The following is a 14,950-nucleotide window of genomic DNA, read 5'->3' as shown; positions in this document are numbered from 1 at the left end:
CAAGGAAAAATGATGGGTTTCGCTGCGCTCTACCCATCCTACATCTGCCTCACAACGAGACCGACCGCGGGAACAACGCATGCGCATTCTGAAGTTCACGCTCGCTTCCGCCCTTTGTCTGACGACAACATTGGCCCACGCAGCCGGCTTTCGATTCCTCACCGTGCCGGCCGAGGCCGGCTTTCCGCAGATCGAGGCGGCCGTGTGGTCGCCCTGCCGGGAGCCGGTCGGCGAAGTGAAACTCCGCACGATGACCCTGCCCGCGACGCAGAACTGCGCGATATCGGGCGACAAGCTGGCGCTGATCGTGATCTCGCATGGCTATGGCGGAAGCTTCCCCGGTCATCACGACACCGCAGAAGTGCTCGCGGACAACGGTTTCGTCGTTGTGGCGCTCAGTCATCCCGTCGATACCGGAGGCGGCGACATGAGCCGCGCGGACACGCTCGCCGCCTTCACGGAGCGTCCGGCCGACATCAAGCGCGTGATCGACTACATGCTCGATGCATGGCCTGATCATGCAAAGCTCGCCCCCGGACATATCGGCTTCTTCGGTTTCTCGCGGGGCGGCTACACCGGCCTGGTCGTCGCCGGCGGCAATCCCGATCTGCGAAAGATGATCGCCTTGTGTCCGGAGAGTTCTCGAAACCCCAGCTGTGCGGAACTGCGCAAAAGCGAGATTCCGGCGCCGGCATTCACGCATGACCCGCGCGTCAGGGCGCTCGTCATTGCCGACCCCGCGTTCGGTCCATTGTTCGACCCTGATGGCTTGAAGGACGTGAAAATCCCGATCCAGCTGTGGGCCTCGGCGCTGAGCGGAGAGGACAGAACGGGCGGCGAAGTCACGCTGGATTATGTCTCAACGATCATGCGCGATCTGCCGGTCAAGCCCGACTATCATCTCGTGGCGAATGCCGGTCACTACGCATTTCTTCCGCCCTGCACGCCGGAGCTGGCGCAGAAGCGTCCCAACATCTGCACCGACAGAGCTGGCTTCGACCGCCTCGGCTTCCACAACGCGTTCAACGCGGCGGCGCTGGCGTTCTTCCGGGAGCATCTGAAGGACTGACGAACAATGCAGGCGTGCAGCCTACGCCAGATAGCCTGACACGCCATCCCACAGCAGCTTCACCGCCGTGACGACCAGCAGGCCGTAGCAAGCGCGGAAAATCTGCTGCTGGTCGAGCCGTCCGTGCAGGCGCCAGCCGAGCCAGACGCCAGAGGGAATGGCGAGCAGACAAACCGCCATCACGATCCATTCGTTGCCCGACGGGCGCGTCAGCAGCAGCCACGGCACCGCCTTGGTCGCATTGCCGACGGTGAAGAACAGGCTCGTCGTTCCCGCATAGATCTCCTTGCTGAGGCCGAGCGGCAGCAGATACATCGCAAGCGGCGGTCCGCCGGAATGCGCGACCATCGTCGTGACACCGGAGCCGAGACCGGCTGCGATCGCCTTCGGCGTCGAACGCGGACGTATGATCACCTTCGTGTCGCCAAAGAACCACAGGCCGACGAAGATCAAGGTCACTATCGCCATCACGATCGCAACGGCACGGTGATCCAGCACGCGAAACAGCAGATAGCCGAGACCGATGCCGATCACGAGCCCCGGCAACAGCAGCATGAGGTCGGGCTTCGACCAGGTCGAGGGCTTCCAGTAGCGCAGCGCGAACAAATCCATCGCGATGAACAGCGGCGCGAGCAGGTCGCCGGCCGTGACCGGGTCCATGACGAAGGACAGCAACGGAATCCCGACGATGGAGAAGCCGCCGCCGAAGGCGCCCTTCATGAAGCAGATCAGGAATACGCCGGCAAAGGCGATGAGGATGGTGGCGGCCGTCAGATCCATGTTCGTCTCCGCGACCGCCAGGCAATCCGCCCTCTATGAAGTCTTGCGGCGCGACGTGTCCTCGCTCCGGAAAAACACGCGAGGCAGGGCTGACGGCACGCCAAACGTCAATCCGATGAAGGCGAGAAACAGGTCGAAATAGCTGAGGTGCATGGTCGTGGGCTCTGCAGTTCCCGGGCGTAACCGGGTCAATTCACTGATTGCCCGGAATATGCTCCGATGCACGTCTCAGTACAATAATAACATTGATCTCGGAGCAATTTGGTCGCGTACGTCCTAAGCGAAGGCTTAAGGGCTCAGGGCGACGTCACGAATTCCGATGCGATTGCGATCCTTTTCGAGGACGTCGGCTCGCTTTAGGATGACCGGGACAGGGATCAGGTCATGGCAGAAGCTCTTCGCAGCTATCGACGCACCCGCGTAACCTAGACGGAGCGATGGAGGCCGGGATGAGGCGCCTGCGCATATATGCAACGCCTGACGGGGAATCCCATTTTGGAGAAGTCGATATCGCAATGACGATGAAGCCGGCGTTTCCCAACGAAGCGCCGTTTGAACTTTCGGCTTACTACCCAGCGTCACGCATCCGTTTCGCTCACATCCCCGCTGGGGTACGCGAAGCCGGCTTTCACACGCCGCCGGATCGGCTCCTCGCCATATGGCTGGATGGCCAAGTGGAATTTGAAACGAGCGATGGACAGGTGAGATGCCTCCCGGCGGGAAAATTTGTTCTCGTCGAGGATACGCACGGGAGAGGACACATCTCGCGCCACCCCGAGGAAGGACAGAACGTTATCACGGTCATATTGCCGAGCGGCCTTGGCACGCCACTTGATTAATGCAATCCCGAGCTGAATTCGTTCCGGGGCGGTTGCTGGTGGGGAGGCTCCTCCACGCGTCAGCTATGATATGTTGTGCCGTTCTTCATCGCAGGAGATAGACTGACGTGTCCGACACCCGGAAACTGACGCCCGCACTCTCGGCGCCTGGGCGCGACTTGCTGAGGCGAGAAATATACAAAGGACTGGCGGACAGAGCGGCCGGGTGCGTCAAAGACCTCGATGTTGGCGCCATCCTTGCCAAACAAAAGGAGCTGTTCCAGCAGCGCTCAATCTCCAATGTAAGGCAATTCGGAGTTGATGGTCGCAAGACGCTCTTCCTGCTGCTTCTCCTTTTCGCGATCCCCGCGGGCGACTGCTCCGCGCAGACACCGCCGCCGCCAATCGACGACCATGCGTTCGAGCGCGTGCCCGCGACGGTCGTGAAGAGATTGGCAACCCGCTTTTCGCTAGGCGCATTCGCCGGCCACTTCGAGAAGACGCCGCTCGGCGCGGTTCGCGAGGCCGTGGGCGAAGGGACCATCCAACACCAGGGCGACGCCGGCGGTAGCATCTATTGGCTGTGTTATCGGCGCGCGCAGCATCGATTGTGGGTGGTGTCCAGCGGAGAGATCGGCGGCCCGGACCATCTCATCACGGAGATCGTTGAAGAGCTCACCGAGAAAGACGCCGGGGCCTCGGCCGATTGCGCCATCATCCCGGAGAAGTTCGCCCCGTCGTCTTCGACAGCAAGCTGCATTTAGGTATGTCGCGTCAGGAGGTCATCACGGCGTTGGGACCGCCGTCGAAGTCGCAAGCTGCTCAGATCGTGTATTCTCACGCGGGAAAGCTCGCAGACGGTTTCGATGAGACCGCTTGGCTCATTCTCGGATTTCGTGAGAACAAGCTCGTGTCCATGCGCGGCAGCAAGACCACGACGAATTGAAGTGGCTGCGAGCCGCGTTCGCGCTTCGCGACGGACGCGAGCGCGTCACACCGCCGGGTTTATGGGTACACGGCCTAGGAACCGGCCCACTGCTCGTGAAAAGCAGCTCTGAGTGCAGCCAGTTGCTCGTTCGTTGCGCCCTGCTCCGCCTCGGCCCGATCCGTCGGCAGGTCCGTGTAAATGATCGGCTGAGCGAACTGGCTGGCCGTGAAGTCATATCGCCGGCCTTCGATCCGGTTGTAGAAATGATCGCCGGCCGGCAGCGGCGTCTTCAGCAGGTCACCGCCGAAGAGTTCATGAACGAGCAGCGCCGTGACGTTGCACTGCCCTGCCGCGGGATTATCCGCCGTCCATTGGCTCGCCGTCGACAACGACCACGCCTTGCGCAGCGCGCTCTGAATCTCGTCGGCATCGAAGCCCATTGTCACTCCCAACAATCGCTGCAGGCCCCGGAGCCTTCGCACCGGGACCTGCATTCGCCAGATGTTAGCGTTCAGCTCTGCGAGTGACGCGCCATGAAGATGTCGTAGCCGACCTCGCCGACTTGGAACCAGGCATAGCTGTCGTTGGAGAATTTGGTGAGGGACTCGTAGACCTTCTTGAAGTTGGGGTTGGTCGCCGAGACCTCGTCGTGCAGCTCTTTCGCGGCCTTGTGGCAGGCATCCATGATCGGCGGCGAGAAGGCGTGCAGCTTGGTGCCGTTGGCGAGCAGCTTCTTCAGCGCCAGCGGATTGGCCTGGTCGTAGCGCGCCATCATGTAATTGTTGGCGTAGTGCCCGGCCTGCGCGAGCACGCTCTGGTAATATTTCGGCAGCGCGTTCCATTTGTCGAGGTTGACGAAGGCGAGCAGCATCGGGCCGCCCTCCCACCAGCCGGGATAGTAGTAGTGCGGCGCAATCTTGTAGAAGCCGAGCTTTTCGTCGTCATAGGGGCCGACCCATTCGGCGGCGTCGATGGTGCCCTTCTCCAGCGCCGGATAGATGTCGCCGCCGGCAAGCTGCTGCGGCACCGTACCGAGCTTCTGGAGCACGCGGCCGGCAAAGCCGCCGATGCGGAATTTCATGCCCCTGAGATCATCCGGCGTGTTGACCTCTTTCCTGAACCAGCCGCCCATCTGGCAACCGGTATTGCCGGCGAGCAGCGAGACGACGTTGTAGCTCTTGTAGAACTCGTTGAGAATCTCGCGCCCGCCGCCCAGCATGTACCAGGCCTGGTTGATACGCATGTTCGGACCGAACGGCACCGACGAGCCGAAGGTGAAGGTCGGGTCCTTTCCGAAATAATAGTAGGACGCAGTGTGGCCGATCTCGCAGGTGGCGTTCTGCACGGCGTCCAGCACCTGCAGGCCCGGCACGATCTCACCGGCCGCAAAGATCTGGATCTGAAACTTGTTGTCGGTCGCCTCCGCGACCATCTTGCACATCATCTCGGCGCCGCCGAACAGCGTATCGAGCGATTTCGGCCAGCTCGTCGGCATGCGCCATTTGATCTCCGGCATCGACTGCGCGATCGCGGGAGAAGCGAGCGTGGCCGCGCCGGCCGCAGCCAGTCCTGTGACCTTGATGAAGTCTCGTCTCTTCATGATTTCCTGCCCTGATGAATGATGATTGTGAGCCTTCTTGCCGAGGCTTGGAGAGCAGCATGGCGCAAGGCCGGAGCGAATGCCATCGTGATCGCATCGCGGCGAGGAAAAAATTCCGGCCTGCTCGGGGCCGGCCGATTTGGTCTGGTGTCACTCGATGACCTCGTCGGCGCGGCCAAGAATTGACGGCGGGATCGTAAGGCCGAGCGCCTTTGCCGTCTTGAGATTCAATCTGAGCTCGAATTTGGTCGGCACCTGCACCGGAAGCTCTGCCGGTTTCGTGCCATGGAGAATGCGATCGACGTAGACGGCCGCCCCAGCAAAGAGATCCTCGTCTACGGGGCCATACGAGAGCAGCCCGCCTTGCTCGGTCGGTAGCGTTCGATCTGAAACCGCGGGAACATGATGTTGCACCGAAAGCGATATGACCTTTGCACGATGAGCAAGCATAAATCCATCCGATTGGACAACGAGTCCTCCGCTTGGCTCCTGTCCAAGCATCGCAATCGTTCTTTCGATGTCTCCCTCACTGCGAACGGGCGCTTTCATCGCCTCGACGCCGACTGAGCGTGCGGCAGCTTCGAACGAAGGAAGGAAATATGATCCGCCTGAGGGGGCGGTATCTGGATTGAACATGATTGCGACCCGCATCACGCGAGGCGCGATCTCCTTGAGAAGCTCAAGCCACTTGCCGCCCATGGTCGGCTCCAGGTTGATGAAGCCCGTGATATTCGCGCCAGGATGGGAAAGGCTCGCGACGAACCCGGCACCTATCGGATCAGACACGATGACAAAGACGACCGGCAGCGTCCGCGTCTCTCGGAGGAGTGCAGCAGTTGCCGGGGTCGTGCATGTGACGATCAAGTCGGGTCCGAGTTCAACCAGCTCTTTCGCCTGGACCCGCATCCGATCCACATTTCCTGCAGCCCAGCGAACGTCGAGCCGGATGTTGCTCTCTTCTCGCCAACCCAACTCGCGAAGCCGCTGCCTCAACCTGGAGAAAAGGAACTTTGATGAAGCATTGTTTTCATCCCAACCCAGGAGAATGCCGACCCGCCGCATGCGCCCTCGCTGCGCGTGTCCGGTGCGCGACAGTGCAAGCGCAGTCGCCGAACCAACGAGGAGCGTAACGAACTCCCGGCGCCTCACTCGATGGTCACCTCGCCGGCCAAGGCGAGCACCGCAAATGGTCATGGCAAACCCGACGGCCTGGGCGGTCTCTCTGATCAAAACGATAGCACAATCGCGACGTGGCCGAAGACTGCTGCGGTGCGAGATTCCGACCCCGGCGATGACTGCTTCGGCCCCACGTCCGGACGTTCGGCGCGCCGCGCGTTCGGACCATGCCATCATCGGCCACGCCATCAATTTCAGATTATTCCGCCACCCCAAGCTGCCCGTAGGATGGGTAGAGCGAAGCGAAACCCATCGGCGATCCATCCCAAACGACAACGATGCCAGCGATCTGGGACGGGATGATGGGTTTCGCTTCGCTCTACCCATCCTACGGCGACTAAATTTCTTCCACCCGTAGCGGTACAACTGTCCCGGCGGCATAAGTTCTTCCGGGCCAATGGCCCCATACGACTTTCGCGTCGAAATTCCTGCCGCGGCAGCGAACATTGATCACGTCGCCCACGACGGGCGCCGCGTCCGAAGAATAGTTTTCGTCGGCGCCAAGCTCCCTCTCAGTCACGATCTCTCCTGACTTGAGACGAATTCGTTTGACCCAGTATGGCACGTACCAATCCTCTTGCTCGCCGCCGCCAAGACAGCGGCTATTGAGCCGCGAAAAACAGAAGAGACGCAATAGTCCGCTTCGGGTCACTACGCGGATTTGGTACCGAGACTCTGAAAGGCGACTCTAAGCCCAGCCAATTCCTCGCGCGTTGCTCCAGCTTCGTCTCGGCCCGATTTGCAGGCAGATCCACGTAAGCGATCGGCTGCTCGAACTGGCTCGCCGTGAAGTCATACCTCTGGCCCCGGATCGAAGCTCATCGTCAACTCAGCGCCAGCTTGTAGCCGATGTGGCTGCCGACAAATCCCAGCCTTTCGTAGAAGCGATGTGCATCGGGGCGCGTCTTGTCGGTCGTCAGCTGGACGAGATTGCAGCCTCTGGCTTTGCATTCGCCGATGGCCCATTCAAACATTTGCTGCCCGGCACCTGTTCCCCGATGGGCCGCAGCGATCCTCACCGCCTCGATCTGTCCGCGCCACGCGCCTTTCCGGGCCAGCCCAGGGATGAAGGTCAATTGCAAGGTGCCGATCACCTCGTTGTTCAAGATCGCCACCGCCTGGAGCTGATTGGCATCGGCAAGGATGGCCTTGAACGCGTCGACGTAGCACGGGTTTGTCGGCGAGCTGGAATCCTCCCGCTGCTGCCCCAGGACGTCGTCGGCCAGAAGCGCGACGATGGCCGGAAGATCGGCCCATTCGGCGCGACGAAAGCTGATGTTCATTGTTGATGAAAACTCCGCAGCGCCGCGCGCCAATTTCGGATTATTCGATCATCACCTTTTGCCACTGTTTTGCCCGACGGGTCAAGCGCAACTCCATCCGCTCGCAATGACGGTCGGGCAAGCCGTCGCGAACCGCGAGACGACGTCGTTCCCGGCGTCTACTGTGCATGGGGTTGTTTTGCGGATTTCCTGTTCGGCGCCCGATGCGCCAGCAAAGAAAAAGCCCGGCCTCGCGAACGAGGCCGGGCTCTGTCGTCTTGCGACCTGCTCTAAGATCAGCCGCGGGTGCGCGAGCGGATCATGAAGCTGTCGTAGGTGTATTCGGCGACCTGCCACCACAGATATTCGTCGGAGCGGTAGGCCTGCATGGCGTCGATCGACTTCTTGAAGTCGGCGTTCTTGGCCGAGATCTCGCCCCACAGCTCGTTGGTCGCCTTGAGGCAGGCCTCGAGCACTTCGTTGGTGAAGGGACGGAGCTGGGTGCCGCCGGCGACCAGACGCTTCAGCGCCGCCGGGTTCTGCATGTCGTAACGCGCGGCCATCCAGGTGTTGGCGTTGGCCATCGCGTTGGTGAGGATCGCCTGGTAGTTCTTCGGCAGCGAATTCCACTTGTCGAGGTTGGTGAAGGCGTGGACGGTCGGACCGCCTTCCCAGAAGCCCGGATAGTAGTAGTACTTCGCGACCTTGGCGAAGCCGAGCTTCTCGTCATCGTAGGGGCCGACCCACTCGGCCGCGTCGATGGTGCCCTTTTCCAGCGCCGGGTAGATGTCGCCGCCGGCGAGCTGCTGCGGCACCACGCCGACCTTCTGGAGCACCTGGCCGGCGATGCCGCCGATGCGCATCTTCAGGCCCGAGAGATCCGCAACGGTCTTGATCTCCTTGCGGAACCAGCCGCCCATCTGGGTGCCGGTGTTGCCGCAGGGGAAGCCGATCACGTTCGACTTCTTGAAGAACTCGTTGCCGAGCTGCTCGCCGCCGCCCTGGTACCACCAGGAGTTCTGCTGGCGCGCGTTGAGGCCGAACGGCACCGAGGCGTAGATCGCCCAGGTCGGGTCCTTGCCGACGTAGTAGTAGGACACGGTGTGGCACATCTCGACCGTGCCGTTCGAGGTCGCGTCGAGGGCCTGCAGGCCAGGGACGATTTCGCCGGCAGCGAACACCTGGATCTGGAACTTGTTGTCGGTCATCTCGGCGACGTACTTCGCCACCTGCTCGCCGCCGCCATAGATGGTGTCGAGCGACTTCGGGAAGCTCGAAGTCATGCGCCACTTGATCTCGGGCGAGGACTGCGCAATCGCCGGCGAGGCCACCGCGGCGGTTGCCGCCGCACCTGCTGCCGACACTTTCAGGAAATCACGACGCTTCATCTTCAGGTCTCTCCTTGCTGGGGCGTTTCCCCGAACTTCCTCTTGGCTGCCGCTCATTCCGGCGACGCAACGTGGACCGCGTCGAACCGAAGGGGCTTCGCTGCCGTGGCGTTTAACACGGAAGCTACTTCCGCGGAACGCGACAATGACATGACGGGGGGCGACCAAAGTCGCATGTCCCCTGACTTCAGGCTTAAGCGGCCGCGATGACGCCCTTGAGCTGGTCCCGGACCTGTCCCGCGATGGCGCGATAGATCGCCGCATGGGGGCCGTCCGGCTCGCTGTCGACGACGGGATTGCCGGCGTCCGAGGTGGCACGAATCGCCATATGCAGCGGGATCTCGCCCAGGAACGGTACCTGGAGCTTCTCGGCCTCGTGGCGCGCCCCGCCATGGCCGAAGATGTCGGATTTCGTGCCGCAATGCGGGCACTGGAAGTAGCTCATGTTCTCGACGATGCCGAGCACGGGCACGTTGACCTTCTTGAACATGGCGAGCCCACGCCGCGCGTCGATCAGGGACAGGTCCTGCGGGGTCGAGACGATCACGGCCCCCTTCAGCGGCACGTTCTGCGCCAGCGTGAGCTGGGCATCGCCGGTGCCCGGCGGCATGTCGACGACGAGCACGTCGAGCGTGCCCCAGGCGACGTCGCGCAGCATCTGCGTCACCGCCGACATCACCATCGGGCCGCGCCAGATCATCGCGGTCTCTTCCTCGACCAGGAAGCCGATCGACATGATGGCGAGGCCGAAGCGCCGGAGCGGAATCATTTTTCGCTCGCCGTCCAGTTCCGGCTTCTCGTGCAGGCCGGTCAACCGCGGCACCGAGGGCCCGTAGATGTCGGCATCGAGCAGCCCGACCTTGAGGCCGAGATCGCGCAGGCCGAGTGCCAGATTGAGCGCGGTGGTCGATTTGCCGACGCCGCCCTTGCCGGAGGCCACCGCGATCACGGCGGCGACGCCCGGAATCTCGGACTGCCGTGCCATCGGCGATTGGGCACCGCCCTGCGGCGGCGGCTTGTGGGCATGGACCGGCTGCACGCCGGGCGTGCCGCGGCTCGGTTGCGGGGGTGGCGGCGGTGCTGCGCCGGCCTTGCGCTCGGCGGTCAGGGCGACCATCACGGTGGTGACGCCGGGAATGCCGCGCACGGCAGCCTCGGCTTCGGCGCGGACGGATTCCCAGGCCCGCGCCTCGGCGGCATCGACGTTGATCGAGAAAAACACCTTGCCGTCGGAGGCGCTGATCGCGCTCAGCACATTGGCATTGGTGAGCGCGACCCCGCGGGGCGACTTGATCCTGGCGAGGCTGTCGAGAACCTGTTGCTGCGTCACGCTCAAAGCGCATCTCCTAGAAATTCAAGATGCCCCATTAGAGCGGAAACGGCCAAAAGGCTACTGCTTGCCGATATCGTCAGCCATCTCGGCAGGTGCTGCCCCCTGCTCCTGGGCCGCCTCGTAATTGAGCTCGATCATGACCCCGTTGGGGTCGTGGACGAAGATCTGCCAGAGGTCGCCGCCCGGCACCTGGCGGCTATCGAATTTCATGCCCTTGGAGGCCAGGCGCTGCTTCATGCCGTCGAAGCCCCGGCTGACGAAGGCGACATGGTGGACCACGCCGGAATCCGGCTTTTGCGGCTCGGAGGTCGGGGAAATATCGACGAGGTGCACCACCGCCTTGCCCTCGCTGTACATCCAGGCCCCCGGGAAGGCGAAATTCGGCCGGGCGCCTTTTTCCAGGCCCAGCACGTCCTCGTAGAAGCGGACCGTCTCGGCCAGATTCCGGGTTCGGATGTTGAAATGATCGAGGACGCCAACGCTCACGCCGCCCATGCTTTTCGCTCCCTTGTTTTGAAGTCCTTGTTGAAGTCCTTAGTCCCTGCATCCTAGCACAGGAGGCCGCCAAACGAAGCCGTTGCCCTCCGGCCGCAACGGTTTATGGTGCGCCCGGTCCGCCCTGGCGCGGAACCTCAAGGACCCCCGGCTGGCGCCCCTCGCCCGGCTGCAACCGTAAAACTCAAGCTACGGACACACACATGGCTAAAGTCGCTTTCCTCGGTCTCGGCGTGATGGGCTTCCCCATGGCCGGACACCTCGTGAAAAAAGGGGGCCATGAGGTCACCGTCTACAACCGCACCGCCGCCAAGGCGAAGGAGTGGGCGGACAAGTTCGGCGGCAAGACCGCGGCGACCCCGAAGGCCGCGGCCGAAGGCCAGGACTTCGTGATGTGCTGCGTCGGCAACGACAACGACCTGCGCGCGGTCACGATCGGTGCCGACGGCGCCTTTGCCGGCATGAAGAAGGGCGCGACCTTCGTCGACCACACCACCGCTTCCGCCGAGGTTGCGCGCGAGCTCGATGCGGCTGCAACCAAGGCCGGCTTCAAGTTCATCGACGCCCCCGTCTCCGGCGGTCAGGCCGGCGCGGAGAACGGCGTGCTGACCGTGATGTGCGGCGGCGCGCAGGATGTTTATGCCGACGCTGAGCCGATCATCACGGGCGCCTATGCGCGGATGTGCAAGCTGCTCGGGCCCGCCGGCTCCGGGCAACTGACCAAGATGGTCAACCAGATCTGCATCGCCGGCCTCGTGCAGGGCCTCTCCGAGGGTATCCACTTCGCCAAGAAGAGTGGCCTCGACGTCGCCGCGGTGATCGAAACCATCTCCAAGGGCGCAGCGCAGTCCTGGCAGATGGAGAACCGCTACAAGACCATGAACGAGAACAAGTACGATTTCGGCTTCGCGGTCGAATGGATGCGCAAGGACCTCTCGATCGCGCTGGCTGAGGCCCGCCGCAACGGCGCCAATCTGCCTGTCACCGCGCTGGTCGACCAGTTCTACGCCGAGGTCGAGAAGATGGGCGGCAAGCGCTGGGATACGTCGAGCCTGCTGGCGCGCCTCAATCGCTGACCTGATACTGCCTTGCTGACCGCGATCGCCGCCATCTTCATCCTGACCTATGCGGCGATCGCGTTCGAGCACCCCCTCGGGATCAACAAGACCGCGACCGCGCTGGTCGGCGCGGGACTGCTCTGGACGATTTACGCGGTCACGATCAGCGATCACGCGCTGGTCGGCCATCAGCTCGACGAAGCCGTCGTCGCCACCGCGCAGATCGTGTTCTTCCTGATCGGCGCGATGACCATCGTCGAGGTGATCGACGCCCATGACGGCTTCGAGGTCATCACCTCGCGCATCAATACCACGAGCCAGGTCACACTCATGTGGCTGGTCGGCTTCGTGGCGTTCTTCCTCAGCGCGATCCTGGACAATCTGACGACCACCATCGTCATGGTCTCGCTGATCCAGCGTCTTATCGCGAGGCGCGACGATCGCCTGCTGTTCGCCTCCCTCATCGTCATCGCCGCCAATGCCGGCGGCGCATGGACCGTGATCGGCGACGTCACCACGACCATGCTGTGGATCGGTGGACAGATCACGCCGTTGAACATCATGCGTGCGGTGTTCCTGCCCTCACTGGTCAATTTGCTGGTGCCGCTGGCTTTCATCAGCCTGTCGCTCAGGGGCAAGACCATCGCGGCGCCGCCGAGAGACAACGAATTGCTCGCCGTCGACCGGTTCGAGCGCAATCTGATGTTCTATCTCGGGCTCGGCGTGCTGATCGCGGTGCCGGCCTTCAAGACGGTCACGCATCTGCCGCCCTTCATGGGCGTGCTGCTCGGCCTCGGCATCGTCTGGCTCGTCGGCGAGCTCGTTCATCGCGACAAGGACGAACATGTGCGCCGTCCCCTCTCGCTCGCGCACGCGCTGACCCGGATCGACATGGGTTCAATCGTGTTCTTCGTCGGAATTCTGCTCGCGGTCGCCTGCCTCGAACATGCCGGCCTCCTGACGATGCTGGCCCGATGGCTGGAGACGACCATCGGCCGCCAGGACGTCATCGTCGTCGTGCTCGGCCTGCTCAGCGCCATCGTCGACAACGTGCCGCTGGTCGCCGCGACCATGGGCATGTATGACCTCGGCCACTACCCGCCCGACAGCTTCCTCTGGGAGTTCATCGCCTATTGCGCCGGCACCGGTGGCTCGATCCTGATCATCGGCTCGGCCGCAGGCGTGGCCGCCATGGGGCTCGAGCGGATCGAGTTCCTCTGGTACGCCCGCCGCATCGCCGTGCCCGCGCTTGCGGGCTATCTGGCCGGCGCCGTGGTCTATGTCGCACAGCACGCGTGGCTGCACTGAGCGGCGGCAGCCGGATCAAAATTAACGCCCGGTTAACGTAATTCTTTAGCTCCTTAAGTCACCTCTTAAGGATTTCTTGCCAGAGATAGACAATGCAGAAGTCCCGCGTCCGACGCGGGCAGGAATCGTTGTTGCTTGATGAGTAACCCCGCTGAAAAGCCTGAAGTTGTGCAGCTTCCGGCCGAACCAATCAGCGCTCCGTCGGCGAGCAGCCGAAGGGCTGCGTCGCAGCGGGTGCGCGAGGCGCGCGATAAGTTAACGTCGACCAGCGGAACCCGGCCGGCCTTCGACGCCGAGATGCTGCGCCAATATGCGCAGACGCGCCTGTCCGCCTCCTATGTCGTGATGCTGCTGGTGGTCGCCACCGGCGTGCTGTTTGGGCTGTGGATGCAGCCGATCCCGGCCGCGGCCTGGACCGCCGGCATGATCTGCCTTCACGCGGCCATGATCCGCAGCTGCCGCCGCTTCCTGGCCGAGCCCGCCTCACCTGCGGCGACGCGCACCTGGCGGACACGCTTTGTGGTGCTCGATCTGCTGTACGGCCTGTGCTGGATGGCGATCCTGATTCATCCCGTGCTCGACATGGTCACGGAAACGCTGATGATGTTCCTGATGCTGCTGGTGATCGCAGTGTCGAGCATGCTGGCTGCCAATCTGCCGATCGCAGCACTTGCCGCCACCGCGCCGGTCGCGGTCGCAATGGCGTTGAGCTTCGCGATGACCGGTTCGCTCGACAACTACATCCTGGCCGCGCTCGCGCTCGCAGCGGAAGGCTATTTCGTGCTGCTGGCGCATCGCCTGCACTCTTCGACCTTCGCCACGCTCGAGGCGCGCGCCGAGAAGGACGCGCTGATCGGCGAGCTCGAACAGGCCAAGGCGATCTCGGACGAGGCGCGGCACCGCGCCGAATCCGCCAATGTCGCCAAATCGCGCTTCCTCGCGCAGATGAGCCACGAGCTGCGCACGCCGCTCAACGCCATCCTCGGCTTCTCCGAGGTGATGAAGAGCGAGATTTTTGGCGCGCATGCGGTGCCGGTCTACAAGGAATATTCGGCGGACATCCATAATTCCGGCGTACACCTACTCAATCTCATCAACGAAATCCTCGATCTGTCACGGATCGAGGCCGGCCGCTACGAATTGAACGAGGAGGCAGTGTCGCTGGTCGGGATCGTCGCCGACTGCCACCATCTGATGAAGCTGCGCGCCTCCAGCCGCGGCATCACCATCCACGAGGTGTTCGAGCAGGCCATGCCGCGGCTCTGGGCCGACGAGCGCGCGATCCGCCAGGTCGTGCTCAACCTGCTTTCCAACTCGATCAAGTTTACCCCGCAAGGCGGCGAGATCTGGCTCAAGGCCGGCTGGACCGCTTCGGGCGGGCAGTATCTGTCGGTGAAGGACTCCGGACCCGGCATCCCCGAGGACGAGATCCCGGTCGTGCTCGCCTCGTTCGGCCAGGGCTCCAACTCGATCAAATCGGCCGAACAGGGCGCGGGCCTCGGCCTGCCCATCGCCAAGAACCTGATCGACCTGCATGGCGGCACGTTCACGCTGAAGTCGAAACTGCGCATCGGCACCGAGGTGATCGTCACCTTCCCGCCGGAGCGCGTGATGAGCGCGCTCGCGCCGCTGTCGGAGGAGGCGCCGCCGCTGCAGCCGGAGAGTTCCATGGTGCCCGACGAGAAGCGCAGGCCGCGCCACAAGCCGATCATGAGTGCGGGCACGGGCTCTTAAC

General features: G+C 62.9%; 15 protein-coding genes. 7 read left to right on the top strand and 8 right to left on the bottom strand.

The window, feature by feature from the left end; all coding sequences use genetic code 11:
• The first annotated feature begins 79 nt into the window (after positions 1-79).
• Positions 80-1,069 carry a dienelactone hydrolase gene (locus NLM31_RS17895; protein WP_254193093.1) on the top strand — a complete coding sequence of 330 codons (990 nt, stop codon included), beginning with the start codon at positions 80-82 and terminating at the stop codon, positions 1,067-1,069.
• A gap of 21 nt (positions 1,070-1,090) precedes the next feature.
• Here NLM31_RS17895 and NLM31_RS17890 read toward each other — a convergent pair whose 3' ends face one another.
• A complete protein-coding gene (locus tag NLM31_RS17890) occupies positions 1,091-1,849 on the bottom strand; it encodes a sulfite exporter TauE/SafE family protein (protein WP_254193092.1) in 759 nt (252 codons plus the stop codon).
• A gap of 449 nt (positions 1,850-2,298) precedes the next feature.
• On the opposite strand from NLM31_RS17890, the gene NLM31_RS17885 reads away from it, so the two are divergent.
• Both NLM31_RS17885 and NLM31_RS17880 read left to right on the top strand, forming a co-directional pair.
• Positions 2,299-2,688: a hypothetical protein gene (locus NLM31_RS17885; protein WP_254193091.1), complete on the top strand. Its 390-nt coding sequence runs from the start codon at positions 2,299-2,301 to the stop codon at positions 2,686-2,688.
• A 107-nt stretch (positions 2,689-2,795) separates the two neighbouring features.
• Entirely contained in the window at positions 2,796-3,431 is a 636-nt protein-coding gene (locus NLM31_RS17880; protein ID WP_254193090.1) for a hypothetical protein, read from the top strand.
• Between the two features lie 256 nt (positions 3,432-3,687).
• Here NLM31_RS17880 and NLM31_RS17875 read toward each other — a convergent pair whose 3' ends face one another.
• The 4 genes from NLM31_RS17875 to NLM31_RS17860 all read right to left on the bottom strand — a co-directional run bounded on the left by NLM31_RS17875 (position 3,688) and on the right by NLM31_RS17860 (position 7,654).
• Entirely contained in the window at positions 3,688-4,035 is a 348-nt protein-coding gene (locus tag NLM31_RS17875; protein WP_254193089.1) for a hypothetical protein, read from the bottom strand.
• Positions 4,036-4,106: 71 nt separating this feature from the next.
• Positions 4,107-5,195: a TRAP transporter substrate-binding protein gene (locus NLM31_RS17870; protein WP_254193088.1), complete on the bottom strand. Its 1,089-nt coding sequence runs from the start codon at positions 5,193-5,195 to the stop codon at positions 4,107-4,109.
• 150 nt (positions 5,196-5,345) lie between these two features.
• Positions 5,346-6,257 (bottom strand): ABC transporter substrate-binding protein, encoded by a 912-nt coding sequence (locus tag NLM31_RS17865; protein ID WP_254193087.1) that lies wholly within the window; start codon positions 6,255-6,257, stop codon positions 5,346-5,348.
• A gap of 938 nt (positions 6,258-7,195) precedes the next feature.
• Positions 7,196-7,654: a GNAT family N-acetyltransferase gene (locus tag NLM31_RS17860; protein ID WP_254193086.1), complete on the bottom strand. Its 459-nt coding sequence runs from the start codon at positions 7,652-7,654 to the stop codon at positions 7,196-7,198.
• On the opposite strand from NLM31_RS17860, the gene NLM31_RS17855 reads away from it, so the two are divergent.
• Positions 7,647-7,958 (top strand): hypothetical protein, encoded by a 312-nt coding sequence (locus tag NLM31_RS17855; RefSeq protein WP_254193085.1) that lies wholly within the window; start codon positions 7,647-7,649, stop codon positions 7,956-7,958. The genes NLM31_RS17860 and NLM31_RS17855 overlap by 8 nt on opposite strands.
• On the opposite strand, the gene NLM31_RS17850 is transcribed toward NLM31_RS17855, so the two are convergent.
• The 3 genes from NLM31_RS17850 to NLM31_RS17840 all read right to left on the bottom strand — a co-directional run bounded on the left by NLM31_RS17850 (position 7,930) and on the right by NLM31_RS17840 (position 10,849).
• Positions 7,930-9,021, bottom strand: a complete 1,092-nt coding sequence (locus NLM31_RS17850) for a TRAP transporter substrate-binding protein (RefSeq protein WP_254130612.1) — start codon at positions 9,019-9,021, stop codon at positions 7,930-7,932. The genes NLM31_RS17855 and NLM31_RS17850 overlap by 29 nt on opposite strands.
• Positions 9,022-9,214: 193 nt before the next feature.
• Positions 9,215-10,357: an Mrp/NBP35 family ATP-binding protein gene (locus NLM31_RS17845; protein WP_254130611.1), complete on the bottom strand. Its 1,143-nt coding sequence runs from the start codon at positions 10,355-10,357 to the stop codon at positions 9,215-9,217.
• Between the two features lie 54 nt (positions 10,358-10,411).
• Entirely contained in the window at positions 10,412-10,849 is a 438-nt protein-coding gene (locus NLM31_RS17840; protein WP_254193084.1) for a VOC family protein, read from the bottom strand.
• A gap of 203 nt (positions 10,850-11,052) precedes the next feature.
• Between NLM31_RS17840 and NLM31_RS17835 the strand changes: the two genes are divergently transcribed.
• The 3 genes from NLM31_RS17835 to NLM31_RS17825 all read left to right on the top strand — a co-directional run bounded on the left by NLM31_RS17835 (position 11,053) and on the right by NLM31_RS17825 (position 14,949).
• The gene (locus NLM31_RS17835) at positions 11,053-11,925 is read left to right on the top strand and encodes an NAD(P)-binding domain-containing protein (protein WP_254193083.1); all 873 of its coding nucleotides are present in this window, start codon (positions 11,053-11,055) and stop codon (positions 11,923-11,925) included.
• Between the two features lie 12 nt (positions 11,926-11,937).
• Positions 11,938-13,215 carry a sodium:proton antiporter NhaD gene (gene nhaD / locus NLM31_RS17830; RefSeq protein ID WP_254193082.1) on the top strand — a complete coding sequence of 426 codons (1,278 nt, stop codon included), beginning with the start codon at positions 11,938-11,940 and terminating at the stop codon, positions 13,213-13,215.
• Positions 13,216-13,353: 138 nt separating this feature from the next.
• Complete coding sequence (locus NLM31_RS17825) at positions 13,354-14,949, top strand: HAMP domain-containing sensor histidine kinase (protein WP_254193081.1); 1,596 nt, start codon at positions 13,354-13,356, stop codon at positions 14,947-14,949.
• The last annotated feature ends 1 nt before the right edge of the window (position 14,950 follow it).

Origin of the sequence: Bradyrhizobium sp. CCGUVB4N (assembly GCF_024199945.1) — a bacterium.
Lineage (GTDB): Bacteria > Pseudomonadota > Alphaproteobacteria > Rhizobiales > Xanthobacteraceae > Bradyrhizobium.
This window is presented reverse-complemented; position numbering and strand designations above follow the sequence as displayed.

What these genes read in the sequence shown, in the direction of transcription:
- NLM31_RS17850 (WP_254130612.1), bottom strand. Translation starts at nt 9,021, where the DNA reads ATGAAGCGTCGTGATTTCCTGAAAGTGTCGGCAGCAGGTGCGGCGGCA.
- NLM31_RS17890 (WP_254193092.1), bottom strand. Translation starts at nt 1,849, where the DNA reads ATGGATCTGACGGCCGCCACCATCCTCATCGCCTTTGCCGGCGTATTC.
- NLM31_RS17855 (WP_254193085.1), top strand. Translation starts at nt 7,647, where the DNA reads ATGTTCATTGTTGATGAAAACTCCGCAGCGCCGCGCGCCAATTTCGGA.
- NLM31_RS17825 (WP_254193081.1), top strand. Translation starts at nt 13,354, where the DNA reads ATGAGTAACCCCGCTGAAAAGCCTGAAGTTGTGCAGCTTCCGGCCGAA.
- NLM31_RS17895 (WP_254193093.1), top strand. Translation starts at nt 80, where the DNA reads ATGCGCATTCTGAAGTTCACGCTCGCTTCCGCCCTTTGTCTGACGACA.
- NLM31_RS17875 (WP_254193089.1), bottom strand. Translation starts at nt 4,035, where the DNA reads ATGGGCTTCGATGCCGACGAGATTCAGAGCGCGCTGCGCAAGGCGTGG.
- NLM31_RS17835 (WP_254193083.1), top strand. Translation starts at nt 11,053, where the DNA reads ATGGCTAAAGTCGCTTTCCTCGGTCTCGGCGTGATGGGCTTCCCCATG.
- NLM31_RS17870 (WP_254193088.1), bottom strand. Translation starts at nt 5,195, where the DNA reads ATGAAGAGACGAGACTTCATCAAGGTCACAGGACTGGCTGCGGCCGGC.
- NLM31_RS17885 (WP_254193091.1), top strand. Translation starts at nt 2,299, where the DNA reads ATGAGGCGCCTGCGCATATATGCAACGCCTGACGGGGAATCCCATTTT.
- NLM31_RS17865 (WP_254193087.1), bottom strand. Translation starts at nt 6,257, where the DNA reads ATGCGGCGGGTCGGCATTCTCCTGGGTTGGGATGAAAACAATGCTTCA.
- NLM31_RS17860 (WP_254193086.1), bottom strand. Translation starts at nt 7,654, where the DNA reads ATGAACATCAGCTTTCGTCGCGCCGAATGGGCCGATCTTCCGGCCATC.
- NLM31_RS17840 (WP_254193084.1), bottom strand. Translation starts at nt 10,849, where the DNA reads ATGGGCGGCGTGAGCGTTGGCGTCCTCGATCATTTCAACATCCGAACC.